This is a genomic window from Albibacterium profundi, from assembly GCF_042159835.1.
Classification (GTDB): Bacteria; Bacteroidota; Bacteroidia; order Sphingobacteriales; family Sphingobacteriaceae; genus Albibacterium; species Albibacterium profundi.
On sequence record NZ_JBBVGT010000003.1, the window covers coordinates 610,214 to 633,202 of the forward strand.

A 22,989-nucleotide genomic window follows, 5' to 3' on the forward strand; every position below is an offset into this window, starting at 1 on the left:
GCTGTAATATTTTGCTGTATCTTTGCCGACTTATAATTTTAGACAGTGAAGAATTTCCTTAAACGATACAAAGCCTACTATCAGTCAAGCTTTCATTTGGCCGGCCCGATTATGATCTCACAACTCGGTCACACCCTCGTGCATACGGCTGACAGTGTGATTGTTGGTCACTTCGCTGGTACCATTCCTTTAGCTGCTGTCTCACTTGTGAACAGTGTTTTTATGATTGTCATGGTAATTGGGTTAGGTATTGCTTTTGGCCTGACACCTCTTATAGCGCAAGAAAATGGAAGAAGAAACTATGCACATTGCGCTCATTTACTTTCTAATAGCCTGTTTTTGAATATTTTGACGGGTATTTTGTTGTTCATCACAGTATATTTTGGCTCAATGGCGCTCGTTGATCACCTAGATCAGGATCCGGCGGTAGTTATGGAAGCGAAACCTTATCTCTTTATTCTTAGCCTCTCGATCATTCCTATCATGATCTTTAGCGCTTTTAAACAGTTTGCTGAAGGTTTAGGCTTTACCAAGCAAGCGATGCGGATTACCATTTGGGGAAATGTCGTTAATATTATTTTGGCGATAGTCTTTGTTAAAGGTATGTTTGGTATCGAACCGATGGGTGTCAGAGGTGTAGGCTACGCTACATTAATCGACCGTTGTGCGATGGCTCTTGTTATGGGGATTTATATCCTCCGTTCGAAAGATTTTAAACGATATATCTCACATTTCGTTTTTAAGCGGATCGACTTTGCCAGCTGTTATGCTATTTTAAAAATAGGTTCCCCGGTAGCCATGCAATATGTTTTTGAAATAGGTGCCTTTGCTGGTGCGGCCATACTTGCTGGTGTCTTGGGTGCAGAAGAGCAGGCTTCGCATCAAGTAGCAATTAATTTAGCCGCCATAACCTTTATGATGGCCAGTGGAATAGCGTCAGCTGCAACGATACAAGTCGGAAACAGTCTCGGTAAAAGAAATTATCACCGAATGCTTAAGTTTGCAAATGCAAATTACCATATTGTTCTGATATTTATGACTTTTGCCGCCGTCGTATTTGCTTTGTTCAATCAATATCTTCCGTGGATCTTTACCAGCGATACGGTGGTGATTGCCATGGCGGCGAAACTATTGATTATCGCAGGGTTGTTTCAACTATTTGATGGCACACAGGTTGTCGGACTTGGTATATTACGTGGCATGATGGATGTGAACAAACCGACTTTTATCGTGTTTGTTGCCTATTGGATAGTAGGTTTGCCAATTAGCTATCTGCTTGGTATTCACCTGGACATGGGATTGCAAGGTATCTGGTATGGCTTAACATTTGGACTTATGACATCTTCCTTGCTCCTTTTCCTGCGTTATAAATACAAAAGTAAATCGATTACTCTTAACAAATGAAAACTCTAATAGAACTAAATACAACATTTAACTTCAAATGGACAGACGGTCAAACTTGGCTTGTTCTTGGGAACGACGATCTAGCCAAAAAAGATTTCTTCGATACTCTAGCGACAAAGAAAGTTGTCCAATCAGGAGAGATTCATTACCCATTTGCTAAAGATTATCTAGACGCCACGCCAATTGGCGAATATAGAAGAGCAGCGGATCGGATTTCTTATATATCATTCAGACACCATTTTCGTAATAAATCGAACATCAGCCAGTTTTATTATCAGCAGCGATTTAATAGTTTTGAGATTGAAGATTCCGTTAAAGTGATTGATTATCTAGAGTCATTAACTATCAACAAAACAGGGATATGGAATGTTGATCGTGTTACGGATCGCCTTCAACTGAGCGAGCTGATCGATAAGCCTATGATATCCCTATCGAATGGAGAAACGAGGCGACTTATGTTTGCGGCTGCTCTAATAAAAAATCCGGAGATCATTCTCATTGAACATCCATTCGTCGGTCTCGATGCATCCACTCGCGTGGCATTTGATGCCTTGTTTACAGAGATTGTTGAGTCGGGCATACATTTAATCATATCCAGTCATCACCGAGAAATACCGTCAATCGTCACCGATGTTATCATATTTGACAAAGACGCTATGCCAAAACAGCGGAAAATAGATGATTTTAAAATCAACTCCATCTCTTCTCAATATTCAGATAAAAAGCAATTTACTACAGATAACATAAAGCCATTGTTGAATTCAAAAGAACCGCTGAGATACAATAATATTGTATTGATGAACAATGTAAACGTTCGTTATGGTAGCAAGCAAATTCTGGAAAACGTTAGCTGGGATATACGTCAAGGAGAACGATGGAATTTGCGAGGTCCTAATGGCGCCGGTAAATCTACCCTCCTCAGTTTAATCAATGGAGATAATCCGCAGGCTTACGCCAATGACATCATTTTGTTCGATAGGAAACGAGGCAGTGGTGAGAGTATATGGGATATCAAGAAAAAAATAGGTTACGTTTCACCTGAATTCTTTCAGTTCTTTCCAACGCAGCAGACCTGTTTCGATATCGTATGTTCTGGTTTCTTTGACACCTTGGGCCTTTTCAGGAAATGTAGCGCCAGTCAAAAGAAAATCGTATTGCAATGGTTGGAAGCAACTGGGCTTTCGGGTGAAGAAAACAAGTGTTTTGATAAGCTGTCGATAAGTCAACAGCGCATTTGCTTGATTGCACGGGCGCTTGTCAAGAGTCCTCCTCTGTTAATTCTCGACGAACCATGCCAAGGCTTAAACACAGAGCAAAAAGAAACAATTAAAGGTTTAGTAGATCAACTGTGTGCAGACAGTGAAATTACCGTGATCTATGTGAGTCATTATCCGGAAGATATACCTCGTTGTGTGAATAAAAGCTTATCTTTAGAAAATGGCTGCGTGGTAGCCAATGTTTAAACAGAACCAAATCGATTTTCCTAATGTATGATCCAGCTGAAAACCAAGGGTATATAAAGAAAGAAGTAGACTCATACGGAGTTGCTAGAATAGAGTTCGGACACCCATCTCATAATGCGTTTCCCGCCGCCTTATTAAAAGAGCTGGCTGCGACTATAACAGAAGCGGGTAAAGATCAAAATGTAAAAGTACTTCTACTCAAAAGCGACGGTAACCGGAGTTTCTGTGCAGGCGCAAGCTTTGATGAACTAATCGATATCAAAACCGAAAGCGCTGGAAAAACATTCTTTTCTGGCTTCGCTTATGTGTTTAATGCTATCCGCCTGTGCAAGAAAATGGTTATAGCACAAGTGCAGGGGAAGGCTATTGGTGGCGGTGTGGGTCTTGTAGCTGCATGCGACTATGTTTTTGCTACTCAGCATGCGCAAATTAGGCTTAGCGAGTTAGGGATTAACATCGGTCCCTTCGTAATAGCACCAGTCGTAAAACGTAAAATCGGCTTGGTGCCCTTCGTAGAGCTGACCCTTAACCCAGATCAATGGCGGGACGCCCCTTGGGCTAAACAGCACGGCTTATTTCAGGAAATATTTGATACGATGGAAGAAATGGAAGAAGCTGCTTCTGGGTTTAGTAAGCGACTTGCCAGCTACAACATCGATGCGCTCCGAGCGTTGAAAAAGGTTTTCTGGGACGGAACCGAAGGTTGGGATACACTACTTTATGAAAATGCAGCTATCAGTGGCAAACTGGTACTTAACAAAGATGCCAAGGAAAGTCTTAAAAAGATCAAAGGACGTTGATATTAAGAAGCAAACAATCCCCTCTCATCACTTGTTGGCTACATAAGTAAAAAACAAACACTATGAGAGCTATTTGGAACGGGTCAATCGGTTTTGGTCTTGTCAACATCCCTGTCAAACTCTATTCCGGCGTACAGAACAGTAATCTAGATCTCGACATGCTGGACGAGCGTGATCATGCCAATATCAAATACCAACGGATAAATGAAGATACGCGTAAGGAAGTACCTTATGATCATATCGTTAAGGGTTATTTTCTAAAGGATCGTTATATCATTCTCGACGATCACGATTTTGAAGAGGCAGCACCTGAAAAAAATAAAGTTATTGAGCTTGAAAATTTTGTGGATATTCATGAAATCAATCCAATCTATTACGAAACATCCTATTATTCGGCTCCGGAAAAACAAGGAGTAAAGGCCTATGCCCTTTTACTTCAAGCACTCCTTAAATCAAAAAAGGCGGGTATCGGTCGTTTTGTTCTGCGTAATACTGAAAACCTATGTGTAATACATCCGCTGGATGATGTCATTGTCGTATCTAAAATTCGATTTCAAGAAGAAATACGCGAGCGGGATGAACTTAAAAAAGTAGATGATGTCAAAGTTAGCAAGAAGGAACTCGATATGGGGCTCGCCTTGATTAAACAATATAGTTCTGATTTCGATATTACTGGTTTTAAGGACGAGTACAGCAAAGAGCTTCTGCGCATAATCAAAGCAAAGGCGAAAGGCAAACAAGCTGCTGTTAAAAAACTCAAACCCAAGAAGGCAAAAAGCGACGATCTTTACGATCAACTCATGGAAAGTCTTAATTCAAAAAAGGGGGCCTAAGTCATACTTTTATAGTCGGTTATCACTTTCTTAATATCAATACCCTTTTCTAATACAGGCTTAAAGATATCCCCTTTGTTCTGGATTCGGTCCAGCGCATTGAAGATGGTGAAATCCTGCATTTTTAAGCCTTCTTTTACTTCATCCCATTCTAAAGGCATAGATACAGTTGCACCCGGTTTTGGTCGCGCCGAATAAGGGGCAGCAATCGTAGCTTGCGATCTGTTTTGTAGAAAATCCAGATAGATCTTACCCTTCCGGTCTTTCAATGCTCTTTCAATGCTCGTTGTTTTCGGTAGCTCTCTAGTTGCTAAGGTTACAATAATACGAGCAAACTCTTTTGACTGCTCGTATGTATATTTTGCACCCAATGGAATATATATATGTAAGCCTGTTGATCCACTTGTTTTACAATAGCCTGGAACCTTCATGTCGTCTAAGATCTGCTTAATCACTTGCGCTGCTTCAATCACTTCATCAAAAGAATTACCCTTATCAGGATCCAGGTCGAGTATACACCAAGTGGGATAATCCGGCTTCTTGGTCGTACTGCTCCATGGATTGATCTCAATACATCCCAAATTCGCCATATACAGCAAGGTCGCTTTGTTATTCCCTACCATAAAATGCTTATCCTCGTCACTATCGTCGGTATGATACTGGTACTTATCAATCCAATCAGGCACCTTGTCGGTTACATCTTTTTGATAGAAACTTTCACCGTTAATTCCATTCGGAAAGCGATTCAGTGATTGCGGACGGTTTTTCAAATACGGCAGTATAAAGGGGGAAACTTGCTCGTAGTATGTAATTAACTGACCCTTCGTGATTTTTTCCTTTGGCCAGTACACTTTATCCAGATTCGTGAACGTCAAAAGCTGCCCATTTACCTTCAATTCGGATTTTATTTCTTTTGCCCCTTTTTTTGCCCCTTTTTTATTAGCGGTTTTTGTCCCTGTCTTTTTTGTAGTTTCAGAACCTTTGTTATCCGTTGCATCTTCCACGACTTCCTCAACTTTCTTTTCCTTTTCCATAACTACGTCTTTAGCATTTTTATCCTCTCGCATCCCTTTAAAAGAAGGGTGTCTCATTAGTCCTTCGTCTGTAAATTCTGTAAAACTAACCTCGCAGATTAATTTCGGTTTTAGCCACGTGATTGCCGCCTTCACCGGTCCTCGATAACGTGTAGGTTTATTTACATCAGGTATGTCGTTAAAAGGCGCGGTTTTTACTTCTAGCGGGCCAAATTCTTTCAACATATCTTTCTGCGTTTGAATGGAAAATCCAGTACCAATTTTGCCTTTATAGACCAGTTTCCCATTTTCATGCACCCCCGCAAGTAGCGCACTGAATGGCTTTGAGGTGTCTTCATTTTTTGTATAGCCACAGATAATCACCTCCTGCCGTTTATTAACTTTGATTTTTAACCAATTGGGTGATCTGCGGCCGGTTTCGTACGTACTATCCTTTCGTTTTGCCATGATGCCTTCCAGGCCCATTTTTTCAGCGGCTGCTAAAAACTCAGTACCATCTACTAAAAAATCTTTGCTGATCTTGATGATATCATCTTCAACAATCACCTCCTTTAGTATTTTCTTCCGATCTGTGAGCTCCAAAGCTTTCAAATCATGCCCATTGTACCATAATATATCGAATATGTAATACAGCAACTCTCCATCTTCTTCATCTTTCCAGTTTTGTAGTGAACCAAATTTAGCCATGCCCTTTTCATCGATTACCACAATCTCGCCGTCGACCACAGCATCGATATTCTGATTTTTCAGTGCATCGACTATTGGCGGATATTTATCCGTAAACGACTTGTCGTTGCGCGACTTGATTTCAACCCGATCACCCTTTATAAAGCTAACCGCGCGGTATCCGTCCCATTTGATTTCATAAAGCCACTCGTCGCTATCCACAGGCTCATCAACCAAGGTAGCAAGCATGGGCTTAACTTTGGTATAAAATCGTTGCTCGGGGGCACCTTTAAGTGTCTTGCTAACAGTTCCTGAGCTTTCTTTATTCTTTGTAGTGGGGTTTGCTTTTTTTTTAGCCGAAGCCTTCGTGGATTTATTTTCGGCCGTTTCATCCTGACCCTCCGCTTTCGCTATCTGCTCCAGAGATCTTTTGGAGACGACCGATTTGTCCTTTGTCAAAATATCTTTCTCGGAAGCGAATTTATCCTTGTGTTTAATCAAAAGCCACGAGTTTTCACCCATCCCCTTGGTTTTTACCAAGGCATATTCACCCTTCAGTTTTTGCCCGTGTAGAGTAACCTTTAAGGAGCCTTCCTTTAACTGTTTCAGAAGCTCCTTTTCCAGTGTCTTTATATCCAGATCCTTGTTTACATCTAGTCGCTCACTCTCCGCAAGCTCATAAGTTCCTTCATCCCAAAGCATAACAGTCCCGCCTCCATACTCCCCCTTGGGGATTGTTCCCTCGAAATTCCGGTAATCGTAAGGATGGTCCTCCACCATCATGGCTAGGCGCTTTGTCGCAGGGTTGGTAGAAGGCCCTTTAGGTACCGCCCAACTTTTCAGTACCCCGCCCATTTCTAAACGGAAATCGTAATGCAAATTGGTCGCATCATGCTTTTGGATCACAAATCTCAGCTCCCTCCCTGCCGACTTTCCTCCCTTTGGCTCAGGTGTCTTCGAAAATTCACGCTTTTTATTATATTCAGATAAGCCCATGTTAATCAATCGAATGCTGTTACAGTAGAACTAACAACATGATTTAACAAATGTTTCCAAGCACTTTGTTCGAAATTATTGCTTGAATATTAAAGATTTTGTTAATTTTGCATCGCTCGATGAGAGGCCTCCATAGCTCAGCTGGATAGAGCAACGGTTTTCTAAACCGTCGGTCACAGGTTCGAATCCTGTTGGGGGTACAACCGGACATTTGGAATATATAACCGTATTCCAAATGTCTTTTAAACAACCTAGAGAGCATTCCTCACGAACATTTTATTAATGTTGACTTTAGTCTGTTTGGTACTTGCTTTGGACTAAATCAGCCATAATATTTTACTCCATCACCTTAAGGAGCAGAAAGAAATGAAGTTTGAGATCATCCATCCCTTCCAGGATGGTAACGGTCGCGTTGGCAGGTTGATACTATTCAAAGAATGCCTCGCAAACAATATCGTGCCCTTTGTAATTGATGACGACCTTAAATTATTTTATTACAGAGGTTTACAGGAGTGGCCTCATGTAAGAGAATATCTATTAGACACATGTCTGACCGTTCAGGATAATTACAAAGCTATTCTTCGATATTTTGAAATAGCATTTGATTAGTATTCCTTAACGAACAGCAACAAAGGATGCGAAGCATAGATTTTTATGCAAAACGTCAACCTTCGTAAATCCAACTTTCTCCAGTAAACTCAATTGATACATCAGACTTCGTGGCGAGTCCTCTTTTTCGATATAAGCAAAAACATGATCACGATAGTTTTCATCCTTTAAACCCATTAGGTATTCGCCGTACAGATCTTGATAAACATACGCTTGTAAGTTCGGATCAGATTGTTGTACTAGGTCGAATATCCATATGCTGCCGCCTTCGTTCAATAATTCGTATAGTCTACGGAATGCCCTTTCCCAATCGTCGTCATCACGCAGGTGATGTAAGACGGCTGTCGCGATAATCACATCAAATTTCCTGCCGCCTAAATCGATCAATCTAAAATCACCCTTGTACACTTCTACCCTTCCTTTCGCTTCTGCCCCTACCCTTAGTAATGCTCTATCTAACATCGGCTGACTTAAATCAACCAATGTATAGTCTGCATTCGGCCGTTTCTGCGCTAACTTCACCGAATAATTGCCCGCACCACACCCGATATCAAGTACCGATTGAAGGTCTGGATGTCGACGAGCAATCCCCTCTGTGATTAATTCCATGTTGATCGACGCGTCGACGGTCGACTGCTGACCGGTTTCCAGATTGGAAAACCGTTCAACATCATTATCAAATCGTTCCTCAATCTCTTTGGTGGTGGATTTCATGCCTTCGTTTTTTCGTAAATTAAAATTTATTATTTAAATCTAAGAATAACACTTACATGTAATGCTATCATACCGTGACAGAGACATCGACTTTGCACTACCCTTGTATAGGGTGTCCCCGCGGTGGACGGGCGGTGGCCGGCTGGTGCACGTAGTCAAACGGCTGTTCCATCGGGTTCACCGCGGGACCACTCGACAGCTACCTCAGAAAGAAGTAGGAGAAATTATTATCTTTGTGCCGTCAAGGTTTTTATGAAAAAGCTATTTGTAATTTTCCTTTCGTCTTTATACCTGGTATTAACCACTGGTTTTACCCAGACCGTTCATATCTGCAAGGAAATGTTGACAAAGCCCGTGACCGAGATGACGGAGCCGTGGGAAGTCAATGAACCTTGCCCGTTCTGTTCTTCGGTCGATATGGGCAGTGACGAGAAACAAGATGGCTGTTGTGAAGAAGCATCAAAAATTGTCAAAATAGACGAAAGCCTTAAAAAGGAAAGCAACTACAGTTTTTCCATCAAGCCTTCGGATGAGGGGACTCCGACAATATTAGGAGCTATCTTTGATTCTACCTTTATCAATGATAAAGAAGGCCTTCCCTATCTTAGGGCTAAACTCCCGGTCGGGCATAACCCGCTCTATATTCTCCACTGTGTGTATCGGATTTGATAGCAGGCCAACACCGCTATTATCCATAAATTCACATAAAAAAATCAATAAAACATGAAAGTTCATATAAAATTATTCAGCATGGTTGCTTTAGCAGCTGTGTTGTTCACTGCTTGTAATTCAACTGATAACCAAGAAACCACCACAGCTGCTCAAACGGAACAAAGCGCGGCTACAACGATGCCGCAACCGATGGCCGCCACAGGTGCTGATATGCCTGCTTTGGGCGATCAAGTTCCAAACGATTATGTGTGCATGGTTAACAATGCATACATGGGGCGCTTGCAATTTGAAGTACCTTTCGAGGGTAAAACATACTATGGCTGCTGCGATATGTGTAAGGAACGTATTCCGAAAGATGAGAGCGTACGTTATGCAATCGACCCGTTCAGTAAGAAGAAAGTCGACAAAGCGGATGCTTATATTGTGTTGATTGGCCAGAACGGTGAGGTAGTTTACTTCGAAAATGAAGAAAATTATAAGAAGCTGATCGAAAGCTAATTTTTCACTTGTTACATGTACGAACTTGGTTATACCTTGTTCTACTGACCGACGGACACAAGAGCCTGTTGCGTCGGGGTTGAGTCGAGAGTTTACGCGATTTATCGACTCAACCCCGAGAGAACAGACTGTGAACTACGAAAGACAGCAAAACGAGAGTGTAGCAAAAGTCGCCGTAGGGAAAAGTTCGTTCGTCTATATTATTAAAAAACCGATATCTTTGGTTATGGCTATTCAGATATACCTAGACAATAATGCCACCACAGCAGTTGATCCGCAAGTGCTGGAAGAGATGCTTCCGTACTTTACTACACATTATGGAAATGCATCAAGTACCAACCATGTGTTTGGGAAAAAAGCGTCGGCTGCGGTTGTAAGAGCGCGAGAGCGGGTTGCTGATCTACTGGAAGCAAAGGAAGAAGAGATCGTTTTTACATCGGGAGCCACAGAATCCATAAACATGGCGATTAAAGGTGTTTTTGAACGCTATCAAAGTATTGGCAATCATATTATCAGCTGTGTATCCGAACATAAATCGGTTCTTGACGTGTTACGTGCGCTCGAAAAAAAGGGAGCGAAAGTTACCTACCTGTCGGTTGACAAAGATGGTAATATCGATCTGAACGAATTGGAGGAAGCCATCACTGACGAGACGGTTCTGATTTCACTTATGTTTGCGAATAACGAGACGGGTGTTATTCACCCGGTAAAGGAAATTGCAGAGATCGCCAGGGATAAAAACATACTATTCTTTTGCGATGCCACGCAAGCTATAGGAAAGATCCCGGTTTCGGTAAAGGAGATTGGAGTTGACATGATGGCCCTTAGCGGACATAAAATCTACGGACCTAAGGGTGTTGGTGCGCTGTACGTTCGAAAAAAGAGTCGTAAAATACAGTTGGAGCCCTTAGTTCATGGAGGCGGACAGGAAAAAGGTATGCGTGGTGGCACCTATAATGTGCCGGGGATTGTGGGTTTAGGTGCAGCCTGTGAACGCTGCAAGGAGCTGTTGAAAAAAGACGGAAAGCGTATCGCTAAGCTACGTTCATACCTAGAGAGTGCCCTGTTGAATATAGACGAGACCTTCGTTAATAGCGGCGACGCCAAACGTCTACCTAATGTATCAAACATCGTTATCCGTTTTATTAAGGCGGAGCAATTGATGGCCAACTTAAAGAATGTTGCTATGTCTTCTGGCTCGGCCTGCGCAACTGGTTCCTTAGACCCCTCGCATGTATTAATGGCCATGGGTCTTGATAAGGAGGATGCTCATAGCAGTTTGCGTTTTAGTTTAGGACGATTTAATACAGAAGCAGAAATTGACCTGCTGATTGATATGCTGAATCAAAAAGTCACCAAGCTGCGTGGGGAGTCGCCGGTTTGGGAGCTTTTCAAAAAAGGAGTCATCACCTAAAAGACTATATTCAGCTGACAATGTACATTTTCATCTCTCGGAGATAATGACGATATTTGTATTGAAGTTTTAACGATATGATAACAGTTACAGAAAAAGCGAAAAGCAGAGTACTAGATATCTTGAAGGCTGAGGGCTACGATCCGTCATATTTCGTTCGCGTTGCGGTAGAAAGTGGAGGCTGCTCGGGTCTTACATACAACTTAAGTTTTGATAACCAAGAGCAAGAAAACGACCAAATCTTTGAAGATAAGGGCATCAAGTTGGTTCTGAACATCAAATCATTCCTATATCTTTCAGGAACTGAATTGGATTATTCCGATGGTCTGACCGGAAAAGGCTTCGTCTTTAATAATCCCAATGCTTCACGTTCTTGCGCGTGTGGAGAAAGCTTTGCAGTTTAAGCGAATATCATATTTACATTAATTTGCCGTAAACATATTTTTTTTATGTTTGTAATGATTAACCAACATAAAAAAATATGAACCCAGTTACGGCGGACATGACGGTGCCGGATTTACTTCGCAATGTTGTAGATACGATCCACCCTCTTGACCATACTTTCCTTTTGGATAAAGTCGATGATGATTGGCAATCCATTTCTTACAAGGAAGCTTACGATAAAATCAACGCCGTATCGGCTTATTTGTTGGCTATCGGTATTCAGAAAGGTGATCGCGTAGCTTTTCTACTCGATAACAGTCCCGACTATCTGTATTTTGATCAAGGTCTGCAACAGATTGGGGCCATTAATGTCTCCGTTTACCCTACCCTTCCAGCACATGAAATTGAATATATTCTCAATGATAGTGGCGCCAAGGTTATCTTAGTAGGCACACCTTTTCTGTTTAAGAAACTTATCAGCGTATCGAATAATTGTGAAAACTTGACGCGTATTATCGCTAACTTTCCTAATTATGACGATCTGTTAAAAAAAACTAATTTACGTGCAGGTGTGATGTCTTTCGATCAGCTGCTCGATCAGGGAAATGGGTTGTATCCCGATTATAAACGCAATATTCTGGCTTGCACGGAGGCTATCTTATCCAGCGATATCTCAACGCTCATCTATACCTCTGGGACAACGGGTACACCGAAGGGCGTGATGCTAACGCATAGCAATCTGGTTAATAATGTACGTGTTTGCCTAGATCAGATTCCGGTGATTGATGAAACCGATCGCTTTCTGTCTTTCCTTCCGCTGTCGCATGTTTTTGAACGAACAGCAACCTATCATGTTGCTATGGCTGTAGGTTGTCAAATTGCTTTTGCCCAAAGTTTAGAGCTCCTGGCGAAGAATATGGAAGAGGTGAAACCAACGATACTGAATTGCGTGCCGCGATTGCTGGAGCGTATACATGATAAGGCCATGAAGGGTGGCACCGAAGGTGGTGGAACGAAAGCCAAAATCTTCAATTGGGCGCTGGAAAACGGTCGGAAATACCGATTGAAAAAGGAAGCTGGAAAAACTCCGAATCCGGTTCTATCATTGAAATACAAGTTGGCCGAAAAGTTGGTCTTCAGTAAGATCAAAGCAAAGACGGGTGGGCGGTTGAAGTTTCTTATATCCGGTGGTGGTGCGCTCCCGAGAAATATTGGCGAGTTTTTTGGCGACTTAGGAATCAAAGTGTTAGAGGGCTTTGGCTTAACAGAAACTTCTCCTGTGGTAGCGGTTACCGAATACCATCGTCAGGTGTATGGGACGGTTGGACGAGTGGTACCGGGAATAAAAATCGGAATTCAGAATATCGATACCTTGGAGATTTATACGGAACAGAGTTATGAGTCTTTTCATCCTGATTTTGAATGTCCGGAAGGTGAGATTATTGTTAGTGGCCACTGTGTGATGAAAGGATATTGGAAAAAGCCGGAAGAGACGGCTAATGTGATTGATGCCAATGGCTGGTTTCATACGGGTGATATTGGGCGCTTTTATAAGGGTAACCTACAGATAACGGATCGACTGAAAAACATGTTGGTTAATGCTTTTGGAAAAAATATTTACCCGACGCCGGTTGAAAATGTGTACTTAAAAAGTAGAAAAATCGACGCGCTTTTCTTAGTTGGCGACAAGAAAGAATATATCACGGCAATCATTATTCCATCGGCAGAAGGTCTGCGGGAGGTGTTTGGTGTGAATGAAGCCTTCTTCAATAAAGATGACGATTTTATTAGAGATCAGGAAATAATTGATTGGATTGATGAAGATATTAAGCGACTATCAAACGAATTAGCCAAGTTTGAACGTATTCGGAGTTTTGCTCTTAAACGAAATCCTTTTTCAATTGAATCTGGTGAACTGACACCTACGCTTAAAGCAAAGCGACGGGTGGTAGAGAAAAAATATGCTGAAGAAATAGCGAAACTTTATCTTACACACTAACAAACTGTCCATAGTAATACGATTAAAATAACGACATGAGAAAACTAGTACTGAGCCTTATTTTATTAACTTTTTTTGCTTCAGGCTTTGCTCAAAAAAAGCCTTTAGACCATTCTGTATATGATTCGTGGCAGTCGATTGGCTCTACGGAAATCAGCAATAACGGTCAATACGTGTTTTATACCATTACCCCGCAACAAGGTGATGCGGAACTCAAACTGGTTAATAGGGATGCAAAGGATATTACCAGCGTTGCTCGTGGCAGTGGTGCTGAATTTACCTCGAACAGTCGTTATCTAATAGCCTTAATAAAACCTTTCTTTCAAGATGTACGCCAAGCGAAGATTGACAAAAAGAAGGGAGATGATATGCCTAAAGACTCTTTGGCTATTTTTTCAATAAGCGACAACCGACTTGAAAAGATTGCGAAGGTGAAATCATTTGAAGTTCCGGAAGAGGGTTTCGCCTCCATTGTAAGTTACTTGTTGGAAGATACAGTAAAAGTGGAACCAGATACCCTATCGAAAGATACTACCGAGAACAAAGCTTCTAAATCAAAGAAGAAAACGGATACACGAACGAAGTTGGTCATCAGAAACTTGGATGAGAATACGGAGCGGTCGTTCGACTTTGTCGATTCGTACGAGTTAAATAAAGATGGCTCCTTGTTTGTCTTCCATAAAGAATTACCCAAAAAAGATAGCCTGAAAAATGAGGATGGCCTGTATGTATACAATGTAAAGGAGGATAAGTTACAGAGGATTAAGGGTGGTAAAGGCGATTATAATCATATTGTATTTGATGAAGCCTCAGAGCAGATAGCATTTACGTTTCAACCCTTTGTGAAAAAGTCGATTAACGAGCTTCATAATCTTTACTACTTTAATCTGGATAGTGATTCAGCGGTGATGCTGGTTGATGAAGCTAGCACTGGTATACAGGATAACTGGAGTGTGAATGGTAGTCGCTTACCTATTTTTAGCGAAGACGGACAGAAGTTATATTTTGGTGTGGCTCCTATCGCTAAGCTGGTGGATACGAATATAGTCGATTTTGAGGTAGCCAAAGTAGATATCTGGCATTGGAAGGATGATTATCTGCAACCTCGTCAGCTGTTGAATCGTCAACGTGATTCTAGTCGCAGTTACCTCAGTGTTATATACCCTGAGACTAAAAAAATTGTTTCACTTGGCAATGAGGAGCTTCCTTCAGTTTCAATTACACATCATGGAAACAATGAATTTGCTTTAGGAACTTCGGATATCGGTACTCGAATAGCCTCTCAATGGTTGGGGACAACCTATGATGATGTTTACCTGATATCGACGAAGACGGGTGAACGTTTCCAGATTGCGGATAGCATTCGTGCGAATGTTGAGCTTTCGCCGAATGGTGATTATGTTCTTTGGTTCGATCGTGACAAAGGTCATTGGTACAGTTATTCCGTTGCCGAAAAACAGTTAAGGGCCTTAACCGAGGATTTGGATGTAGTTTTCTTTGATGAGGAGAATGATTCACCGGACCGACCAAGACAGTATGGTATGGCCGGTTGGAATGAAGCGGGTGACTTGGTGTACTTATATGATCGCTACGATATCTGGTCCGTACCATTGAACGGGAAAAAACCAAAAATGGTGACCAATGGTTTTGGACGCGATCATCAAATTACGTTTCGTTACGATGATTTAACACGCGACCGCTTTCAACGATCGAGACGTGAACCGATTATAATCGACTGGAACGAGTTTAACTATATCAGCGCATTTGATAATACGAGCAAAGAAAGCGGTTGGTATCTCGCTTCGGCAAAAGAAAGGAATCCTGAACAACTAACTATGGGGCCTTTCAGCTACGGTCGGGAAACAGCTGGTAAAGATTTATCGCTATTTGCTTATACGAAGGAAAACTACGTGGAATCTCCTAATCTTTATTTGAGTAGCGATTTTACGTCAGAAGTGCAGGTATCCGACATTAACCAGCAGCAGTCTGCGTACAATTGGGGTACGGCGGAATTGTTTAAATGGACAGCGTCTAATGGCAAAGAAGCAGAAGGTATTCTCTATAAGCCAGAAGATTTTGATGAAAATAAGGAGTACCCAATGATCGTCTATTTCTACGAAAAGCTTAGTGATGGCTTATATGGTTATATACCACCGGTTCCGACGCCTTCTAGATTAAATATTAGCTTTTTTGTTAGCAATGGCTACCTGGTATTTGCGCCGAATATTTCCTATGATATTGGCTATCCAGGAAAATCTGCGGAAATCTATATTAACTCCGGTGTAGAAGCCCTTAAGCAATATCCGTTTGTCGACGGAGAACACATTGGTATTCAGGGACAAAGTTGGGGTGGCTACCAGGTTGCTCACTTAATAACCCGGACCGATATGTATGCTGCGGCGTGGACTGGAGCGCCGGTTGTCAACATGACTTCTGCTTATGGTGGAATCCGCTGGGGAAGCGGCCTGAACAGACAGTTTCAATATGAACACACGCAAAGTCGGATCGGTGCCACTCTTTGGGAGGATCTGGATCTTTATATCGAGAACTCTCCCCTATTCCATCTGGATAAAGTAAATACTCCCGTAGTTATTATGCACAACGACAGCGATGGTGCTGTCCCATGGTATCAGGGTATCGAAATGTTCACAGCACTGAGGAGATTACAGAAGCCCGTTTGGATGCTGAACTATAATGACGATGAGCATAATCTGATGAAAAGACAGAACAGGAAAGATATCCAAATCCGTGAGCAGCAGTTCTTCGATCATTATCTGAAAGGTAAGCCTGCACCTGTATGGTTAGAAAAAGGTGTTCCGGCCACATTGAAAGGAATTGATTGGGGATTTGATTTGGTCGATTAAAATCTTACTTTTACTGCATCAACCTTAGTTTATGGCTTTAAATTACGTCTGGATATCTTTTTTTCTCATAGCTTTTTTAGTTGCTTTATTTAAGCTGATATTTTTAGGAGATGTTGAGATTTTTCAGCGTATTATTAGCGGCACTTTTGATAGTGCAAAAACAGGTGCTGAAATTTCTTTGGGTCTCATTGGCCTCATGGCATTCTGGTTGGGTATTATGAAGGTCGGTGAAAAAGGTGGCATGATTCAGCTTTTCGCAAAAGCTGTCGGCCCTTTCTTCAACAAACTATTTCCCGAAATACCCAAAAATCATCCGGCTCTGGGTTCTATTTTAATGAATTTTTCTGCGAATATGCTCGGTCTGGACAATGCAGCTACGCCCTTGGGTTTAAAAGCGATGAAAGAACTGCAAGAGTTGAATCCGAAAAAAGATACGGCAACGAATGCGCAGATTATGTTTTTGGTGCTGAATGCATCGAGTTTGACCCTATTGCCCATTAGTATTATGGCTTATCGGAAGGAAGCTGGGGCTGCCGACCCGTCGGATGTATTTATTCCGATCTTGATAGCAACATTCTTTTCAACCATTGTAGGTTTAGTTACGGTTGCTATTTATCAACGGATCAATTTATTTAACAAGGTCATTTTAGCTTACCTAGGAAGTATTGCACTTTTTATCGGAGGTTTGCTTTATTATTTTACAACGCTTCCGCAAGACCGGATTTCAGAGATATCCATGGTTGGCGGGAATGTAATTCTATTCGGGATCATCGTATCATTTATTGGTCTGGCGATGTTCCGTAAGATAAATGTTTATGAAAATTTTATAGAAGGAGCAAAAGAAGGCTTTGGTGTGGCAATTAAGATTATTCCCTATTTAGTGGGAATATTGGTAGCTATTGGTGTGTTTCGTGAGGCAGGTGTAATGGATTATATGGTGGACGGTGTTAGCGCGGTGGTCTCTTGGTTTGGAGCCGATACGCGTTTTGTTGAAGCATTGCCAGTAGCGTTTATGAAACCTTTAAGTGGCAGCGGTGCCAGAGGTTTAATGGTGGAATTAATGGCAGTCAATGGTGCTGACGATTTCGCTTCCTTAGTAGCCTGTGTAGTCCAAGGATCAACAGAAACTACCTTTTATGTTTTGGCCGTTTATTATGGTTCAGTCGCCATTAAAAATACAAGACATACCCTGCCCTGCGCGTTGTTAGCAGAACTGGCCGGCGTAGTAGCCGCTATTATCATCGCATATATATTTTTCGGATAACATGGAAGAAAAGACGACAATTGCACTCATTGCCCATGATGGGAAAAAACCTGAAATGATTGAGTTTGTAAAACAGTATCATGACGAACTAAAAGCATATAAGATTGTTGCAACGGGTACAACAGGTAAGAGAATCACAGAAACTGGTTTGGATGTAGATTGCAAACTTAGTGGGCCGAAAGGTGGAGACGCACAAATCGCTGCGATGGCTGCCGAAGGTCAGTTACGTGGAATTTTATTTTTTAGGGATCCTTTGGGTATGCACCCTCATGAACCTGATATTCAAATGCTGATGAGGATTTGCGATGTGCATGATGTGGCACTTGCAACCAATCCTGCGACGGCAAAACTCATTCTGTTGGGCTTACAAAAGGAATCACTTTCATAATCTAGAGTAAATGAAATATCGGATTAGTGCCAGTATTGGTAAAGATAAATACAAAACGGAAATCACGAACGATCGGAATAGCATTATTGCCGATGAGCCAGAAGATCTGGGCGGTGAAGATTTAGGCCTCGCTCCTTTTGAATTGGTACTTTCTTCTTTAGCTGCATGCAAAGCAATAACGATGCGTATGTATGCAGATCGAAAGGAATGGGCACTGGAGGAAGTTAAATTGGAAATGGATTTGGAAGTGCAAGAGACTTCCGGACAGCAGACAACCTATATCAATGCAAACATTGAACTGATAGGCGATTTAGATGAAGAGCAAAAAGCGAGAATCATTAAAATAGCTGACAAATGCCCGACGCATAAATTACTGCAAAATCCAATAGTGATTAATTCTACCCTAATACAAAAATAAGATGAGTTATGACGAATACTCACCCTTTATTACCGTCGATCGGCAACGATGGCGCGAGTTAAACGGATCCATAACCTACAACCTGTCCAATGAGGATATCAGCTCGTTAAATGCATTAAACGAGCCGCTAACCTTATCAGAGATTCAAGAGGTGTACTTTCCTTTAGGGCATCTATTAACGATCCATATCGAAGAAGCACAGCAACTTCATGAAAGGGCTAGTAAGTTTTTAAAAAGCAAATCTAAAAAGCTTCCCTTCATTATTGGTATTGCAGGAAGTGTCGCGGCGGGAAAAAGCACGACAGCAAGAGTTCTTCAAAAGGTGCTATCACTATCGCCGGGAAAACCGCGTGTGGATCTGGTTACAACGGATGGCTTCCTCTATCCGAATCATATTTTGGAAGCGAGGAATATTATGAATAAAAAAGGCTTCCCAGTGAGTTACGACACCAAGCGCTTGATTCGGTTTTTATCAGAGATTAAATCTGGGAAGGAAAAAGTAAGTGCGCCGGTTTATTCACATCTTGAATACGATATTATAGAGGGTGCTGAACAGGTGGTCGACAGACCAGATATTGTAATTATTGAGGGTATTAATGTCCTACAGGTTAATCTTAAGAAACAATACAAAGGCCCGCGGATATTCGTATCCGATTTCTTTGATTTTTCAATCTACGTGCATTCTACAGAGAAGAATTTGATTAACTGGTATTTAGATCGTTTTTTAAATCTTCAGGAAACGGCCTTTCAGAATTCGGAGTCCTATTTTCATAAATATGCGAATTTGAGTCATGAAGACGCGATTGATTTTGCAAGAAACATATGGAAGGAAATCAATGGACCTAATTTGGTTAAAAACATTTTACCGACACGATACCGTGCGAATCTAATTCTTGAAAAAGATGTGGATCACTCTATTAAACAAATTAAGTTTAAAAAGATATAAGCTTATATTTTCTTCTGAAATTCGCTTGGTAGCATATTGGTGTACTTTTTAAAAAACCTCGTAAAATAGGCTGGATCTTCAAACCCTGTCTTGTAAGCTATCTCACCAATAGGGATATCGGTCCAGTATAACAAACGTTTTGCTTCAAGAATTCGCTGTTCATTGATGATGGTCTTTGCATTTTTGCCTGTGACCTCTTTGACGACGTCATTGAGATGGCCAGCCGATAGGAATAATCGTTTAGCATAGTCGGTCACTTTCACTTCAGATAATGAATGTTGGATAACGAGTTGTTTGAATTGTTTGTAGATTGCTGTATACTTGCTACTATTCGGAGAGTCCTCAGTGTTAAGATAGAGTGATATTTTATCAAGCAAGGCGCTAAACAATTTAGATAGAATATCCTTACTTTCTAATGGAGATTTGCTTTCGGTATCTAACAGATCAATGTAATTGAGGAAGCTCTTCATGCTCTGAGCGTCTACTTTAATAACGTCTACACTGAATATATCTTGCCAGTTGTGCCGTCCTGTTTGGAAGCGAAGAAGGAACTGCTCCTTAAAATTAATGCGTAATAACTTGGCATTGGTTGCCCGGACGTGATAATGAATCTGTTCTGGACGCATAACGATTAGTGCGTCAGCCTGTACTTTATATTCGTGGAAATCGATAAACTGAAGGGTCTCCCCTGCCACAAGAAAATAGATGCTGTAGTAGTCGTGACGATGCGGGCTTTCAATTCGTTCCAATGATTCGATATTCAGGTCAATCCACTGCATATTAAAAAAGTCTTCCGGACTTGCTAAATTGCTATGGCTTTTGTGAATAGGGATCTTGCTTTTTTCCATACAAATCTAATAATCCGTGAAAAGTACTATTTATTCCTGACTTTATCATCTTTTTCATGTCAACATCAGCGTAAATTTGATAGTGATAAAAAGAACGTTATGAGTGAATCTAATTTAGTTGAGTTGAACGTAACTGGTATGCATTGTAATAACTGTGCCTTATCGGTTCATAAAATGTTAGAGAAAAAAGGTTTAAAAGAGGTTCATGTAGATTTCGCTAATGAAGAAGTGAAATTTTCAAATGCGGGCGAATTAAACCTCGATGGTATTATCAAAGATATTGAAGGCCTCGGTTTTAAGGTCTATGAAAATGAAGAAATACCACAAGAGGGTTTCTTTGCGAAGGTTGAGAACAAATTTATCTTCAGTTTAATATTTGCTGTTCCGCTATTTTCTCATATGTTTTTGCCCTTCCATTGGCTGCACAATCCTTATATTCAACTGGCACTTTGTTTACCGGTCTTTATTTTGGGTTTGAGTTATTTTGGGAAAAGCGCGATCAACTCGCTTCGCAGTGGCGTTCCCAATATGGATGTCTTAATATTTATCGGGTTCACTTCGGCGTTTATCTATAGCTTGACGGGAACGGTCCTCAATCTCGGTCCGGATTATATGTTTTACGAGACAACGGCGGTTATTATTACGCTTGTGTTACTTGGAAATGTCTTCGAAAAGCGATCGGTGTCTCAAACGACCTCGGCGATTAAAGACTTGTTGAAATATCAGCAGGTGAAGGCAATTCGACTGATTGGTGATGAACAAGAGGTAATCGATTCGCGTATGATAAATAGTGGCGATACGCTGTTGGTAAATACTGGAGAAAAGATACCAGCCGATGGGGACATTATATGGGGAAACGCATCTGTCAATGAATCCTTGCTAACGGGAGAAAGTTTGCCAATCGAAAAAAATAAATATGATTCTGTTATTGGCGGTACTGTAGTCGAGCAAGGTAGTATAAAAATACTGGCAACAAAGGTTGGTAAACATTCTGTGCTTTCGCAGATTGTTGAGATTATGAAACGCGCGCAGAGTTCTAAGCCACCTATTCAAAGATTAGGAGATCGGGTGGCAGCAATTTTTGTTCCCGTTGTCGTGAGTATCGCTGTCTTAACCTTTGTTTTATCCTATTTGATATTTGATGTGCAACTGGGCGAATCCATTATGAGATCGATCGCCGTATTAGTTATATCCTGTCCCTGTGCGATGGGTTTGGCGACCCCAACAGCGGTAATGGTCGGATTAGGCCGAGGGGCAAAACAAGGCGTGCTCATAAAAGGGGGTGCCACGGTTGAAGAGATGGCGAATCTCAAATACATGGTGTTTGACAAAACAGGTACCTTGACCACCGGTAATTTTGCTGTGCGCGATATACAAGTATTTGACTTGGATATGGCTGAAGCAAAATCGTTGATCGTAGCGCTTGAGTCTTATTCTAACCACCCAATTGCCAAGTCACTCGTGGCAGAATTAGAGAGTGATAAGATGAAGAGATTTATCTTCACCGAAGTGAACGAGGTGAAAGGAATGGGTATCAAGGCTATTGATGCCGACGGTAATCAATATGAGATAGGCTCAAGTAAGATTGTACAACCGGAAACTGATATCGATGGCTTTGATGTCTTTTTGAAGAAAAATGATCAACTAATTTGTAAGATTGCAATTGAGGATGAACTGAAACCGGAGGCGAAGAACTTAATCGATCTATTAAAAGAGCGTAAAATAACACCGGTCTTATTAAGTGGCGACCGGAAAGAAAAATGCGAATTCGTTGCCCAGAAGCTGGGAATTGATACGGTTTATTCAGAACAACGTCCCGAACAGAAACTGCAGGTTATCGATTCTTTTAAAAAGAAAGGTACAACCGCTATGGTTGGCGACGGCATAAATGATGCGCCTGCATTGACGACGTCTGATGTAGGTGTTTCTTTAGGAAATGCAAGTCATATTGCCATTCAATCGGCAAAGGTAATTTTGCTTAATAATGACCTGAATTCTGTAATTACCCTTTTAAAAGTGGGTAAGCATACGTTGATCACTATTAAGCAAAATTTATTTTGGGCTTTCTTCTACAATATCTTCGCCATACCATTAGCAGCTCTAGGGTATTTGGGACCTATGTTGGCTGCTTTAGCTATGGCTTGCTCTGACGTTGTTGTTATAGGCAACTCCCTCAGATTGAAGATCAAGAAATTAGACTAAGCCCAGGCTTTATCTCCTTTTTTATAAGGATAGTCTCCGTCGTAGCGACCAGGTATTGGATTATAACGCAACGCTTTAGTCGCGCCTAATTCAGATGTAAAAAAGCCCAATAAGGTCAGCTGCTTAATCATACGAAAATAGTGATTAGGCTGCTCTGGTTCTTTGCTACTGTGATATTCATTTTGTTCAGCATCAATCTCTACAAGAAGATCGGTACGTTCGGTCGCACTGAGCTGTTGAAAGTTCTTCTTGTATTTTTTGTTTGCTGATTCCTCGAGTTTATTTAAGCCCTCTAGAAAAACTTTTTGGTCTTCCTCGGTGTAGCAATCACGTACCATCACCGGAATGAAAGCCCCTACCCCTGCTTCTTTCGCTCCTGGCGAACCTGTAGGCGGAAGGATGGTGTCGGCAATATCACCCAAAAAGTTAATTTGATCTTCTTCGAATAAGGTGGCCACATCCGTAGTTGCCGGTCTGGTACAACCCTCTAAAAATAATTGACTACCGATAATGGCACCTCCAAAGATCCATGCTACTCTGTTAATTGCTTCTCTTCTGTTCATGTCTTTGTAT

The 22,989-nt window shown here is 41.4% G+C and carries 20 protein-coding genes and 1 tRNA gene; 17 read left to right on the plus strand and 4 right to left on the minus strand.

All coding sequences use genetic code 11. The annotated features are described in order from the left end of the window. Positions 1-45 precede the first annotated feature (45 nt). From WKR92_RS14065 to ku, 4 genes are all read left to right on the plus strand, one after another. Positions 46-1,404: an MATE family efflux transporter gene (locus tag WKR92_RS14065; RefSeq protein WP_375558476.1), complete on the plus strand. Its 1,359-nt coding sequence runs from the start codon at positions 46-48 to the stop codon at positions 1,402-1,404. Then, the gene (locus tag WKR92_RS14070; protein WP_375558477.1) at positions 1,401-2,867 is read left to right on the plus strand and encodes an ATP-binding cassette domain-containing protein; all 1,467 of its coding nucleotides are present in this window, start codon (positions 1,401-1,403) and stop codon (positions 2,865-2,867) included. Before WKR92_RS14065 ends, WKR92_RS14070 begins: the two co-directional genes overlap by 4 nt. A gap of 23 nt (positions 2,868-2,890) precedes the next feature. Beyond that, complete coding sequence (locus WKR92_RS14075; protein ID WP_375558478.1) at positions 2,891-3,667, plus strand: enoyl-CoA hydratase/isomerase family protein; 777 nt, start codon at positions 2,891-2,893, stop codon at positions 3,665-3,667. Positions 3,668-3,729: 62 nt separating this feature from the next. Next, positions 3,730-4,500 carry a non-homologous end joining protein Ku gene (gene ku / locus WKR92_RS14080; protein ID WP_375558479.1) on the plus strand — a complete coding sequence of 257 codons (771 nt, stop codon included), beginning with the start codon at positions 3,730-3,732 and terminating at the stop codon, positions 4,498-4,500. Here the strand turns inward: ku and ligD are convergent. Continuing rightward, positions 4,497-7,196, minus strand: coding sequence for a DNA ligase D (ligD, locus tag WKR92_RS14085; RefSeq protein WP_375558480.1), 2,700 nt, complete (start codon positions 7,194-7,196; stop codon positions 4,497-4,499). The genes ku and ligD overlap by 4 nt on opposite strands. A 126-nt stretch (positions 7,197-7,322) precedes the next feature. Here ligD and WKR92_RS14090 point away from each other — a divergent pair. Continuing rightward, positions 7,323-7,396, plus strand: a tRNA-Arg gene (locus WKR92_RS14090). Between the two features lie 166 nt (positions 7,397-7,562). Next, positions 7,563-7,805 (plus strand): Fic family protein, encoded by a 243-nt coding sequence (locus WKR92_RS14095; RefSeq protein WP_375558481.1) that lies wholly within the window; start codon positions 7,563-7,565, stop codon positions 7,803-7,805. A 6-nt stretch (positions 7,806-7,811) separates the two neighbouring features. Here the strand turns inward: WKR92_RS14095 and WKR92_RS14100 are convergent, their stop codons facing one another. Continuing rightward, positions 7,812-8,519, minus strand: a complete 708-nt coding sequence (locus WKR92_RS14100) for a class I SAM-dependent methyltransferase (RefSeq protein WP_375558482.1) — start codon at positions 8,517-8,519, stop codon at positions 7,812-7,814. A 252-nt stretch (positions 8,520-8,771) separates the two neighbouring features. Between WKR92_RS14100 and WKR92_RS14105 the strand changes: the two genes are divergently transcribed. The 10 genes from WKR92_RS14105 (at position 8,772) to coaA (ending at position 19,366) form a co-directional block, all read left to right on the plus strand. After that, on the plus strand, positions 8,772-9,188 hold the full coding sequence (locus tag WKR92_RS14105) for an HYC_CC_PP family protein (protein ID WP_375558483.1): 417 nt from the start codon (positions 8,772-8,774) through the stop codon (positions 9,186-9,188). Positions 9,189-9,242: 54 nt separating this feature from the next. Then, positions 9,243-9,689: a hypothetical protein gene (locus WKR92_RS14110; protein ID WP_375558484.1), complete on the plus strand. Its 447-nt coding sequence runs from the start codon at positions 9,243-9,245 to the stop codon at positions 9,687-9,689. 25 nt (positions 9,690-9,714) lie between these two features. Then, a complete protein-coding gene (locus tag WKR92_RS14115) occupies positions 9,715-11,103 on the plus strand; it encodes a cysteine desulfurase family protein (RefSeq protein WP_375558485.1) in 1,389 nt (462 codons plus the stop codon). A 77-nt stretch (positions 11,104-11,180) separates the two neighbouring features. Then, complete coding sequence (locus tag WKR92_RS14120; protein ID WP_375558486.1) at positions 11,181-11,507, plus strand: HesB/IscA family protein; 327 nt, start codon at positions 11,181-11,183, stop codon at positions 11,505-11,507. Between the two features lie 77 nt (positions 11,508-11,584). After that, positions 11,585-13,486, plus strand: coding sequence for an AMP-dependent synthetase/ligase (locus WKR92_RS14125; protein ID WP_375558487.1), 1,902 nt, complete (start codon positions 11,585-11,587; stop codon positions 13,484-13,486). A gap of 35 nt (positions 13,487-13,521) precedes the next feature. Further along, positions 13,522-16,350, plus strand: a complete 2,829-nt coding sequence (locus WKR92_RS14130; protein ID WP_375558488.1) for a S9 family peptidase — start codon at positions 13,522-13,524, stop codon at positions 16,348-16,350. A gap of 31 nt (positions 16,351-16,381) precedes the next feature. Next, a complete protein-coding gene (locus WKR92_RS14135) occupies positions 16,382-17,614 on the plus strand; it encodes a spore maturation protein (protein WP_375558489.1) in 1,233 nt (410 codons plus the stop codon). Between the two features lies 1 nt (position 17,615). After that, positions 17,616-18,002, plus strand: a complete 387-nt coding sequence (locus WKR92_RS14140) for a methylglyoxal synthase (RefSeq protein ID WP_375558490.1) — start codon at positions 17,616-17,618, stop codon at positions 18,000-18,002. Positions 18,003-18,012: 10 nt separating this feature from the next. Next, a complete protein-coding gene (locus tag WKR92_RS14145; RefSeq protein WP_375558491.1) occupies positions 18,013-18,420 on the plus strand; it encodes an OsmC family protein in 408 nt (135 codons plus the stop codon). A gap of 1 nt (position 18,421) precedes the next feature. Then, positions 18,422-19,366 (plus strand): type I pantothenate kinase, encoded by a 945-nt coding sequence (gene coaA / locus WKR92_RS14150; protein ID WP_375558492.1) that lies wholly within the window; start codon positions 18,422-18,424, stop codon positions 19,364-19,366. 2 nt (positions 19,367-19,368) lie between these two features. Here the strand turns inward: coaA and WKR92_RS14155 are convergent, their stop codons facing one another. Further along, complete coding sequence (locus WKR92_RS14155; RefSeq protein WP_375558493.1) at positions 19,369-20,214, minus strand: helix-turn-helix domain-containing protein; 846 nt, start codon at positions 20,212-20,214, stop codon at positions 19,369-19,371. A gap of 99 nt (positions 20,215-20,313) precedes the next feature. On the opposite strand from WKR92_RS14155, the gene WKR92_RS14160 reads away from it, so the two are divergent. Continuing rightward, complete coding sequence (locus WKR92_RS14160; RefSeq protein ID WP_375558494.1) at positions 20,314-22,416, plus strand: heavy metal translocating P-type ATPase; 2,103 nt, start codon at positions 20,314-20,316, stop codon at positions 22,414-22,416. On the opposite strand, the gene WKR92_RS14165 is transcribed toward WKR92_RS14160, so the two are convergent. Beyond that, the gene (locus WKR92_RS14165) at positions 22,413-22,979 is read right to left on the minus strand and encodes a gluconate 2-dehydrogenase subunit 3 family protein (protein ID WP_375558495.1); all 567 of its coding nucleotides are present in this window, start codon (positions 22,977-22,979) and stop codon (positions 22,413-22,415) included. The two genes, WKR92_RS14160 and WKR92_RS14165, sit on opposite strands and share 4 nt — an antisense overlap. Between the last annotated feature and the right edge of the window lie 10 nt (positions 22,980-22,989).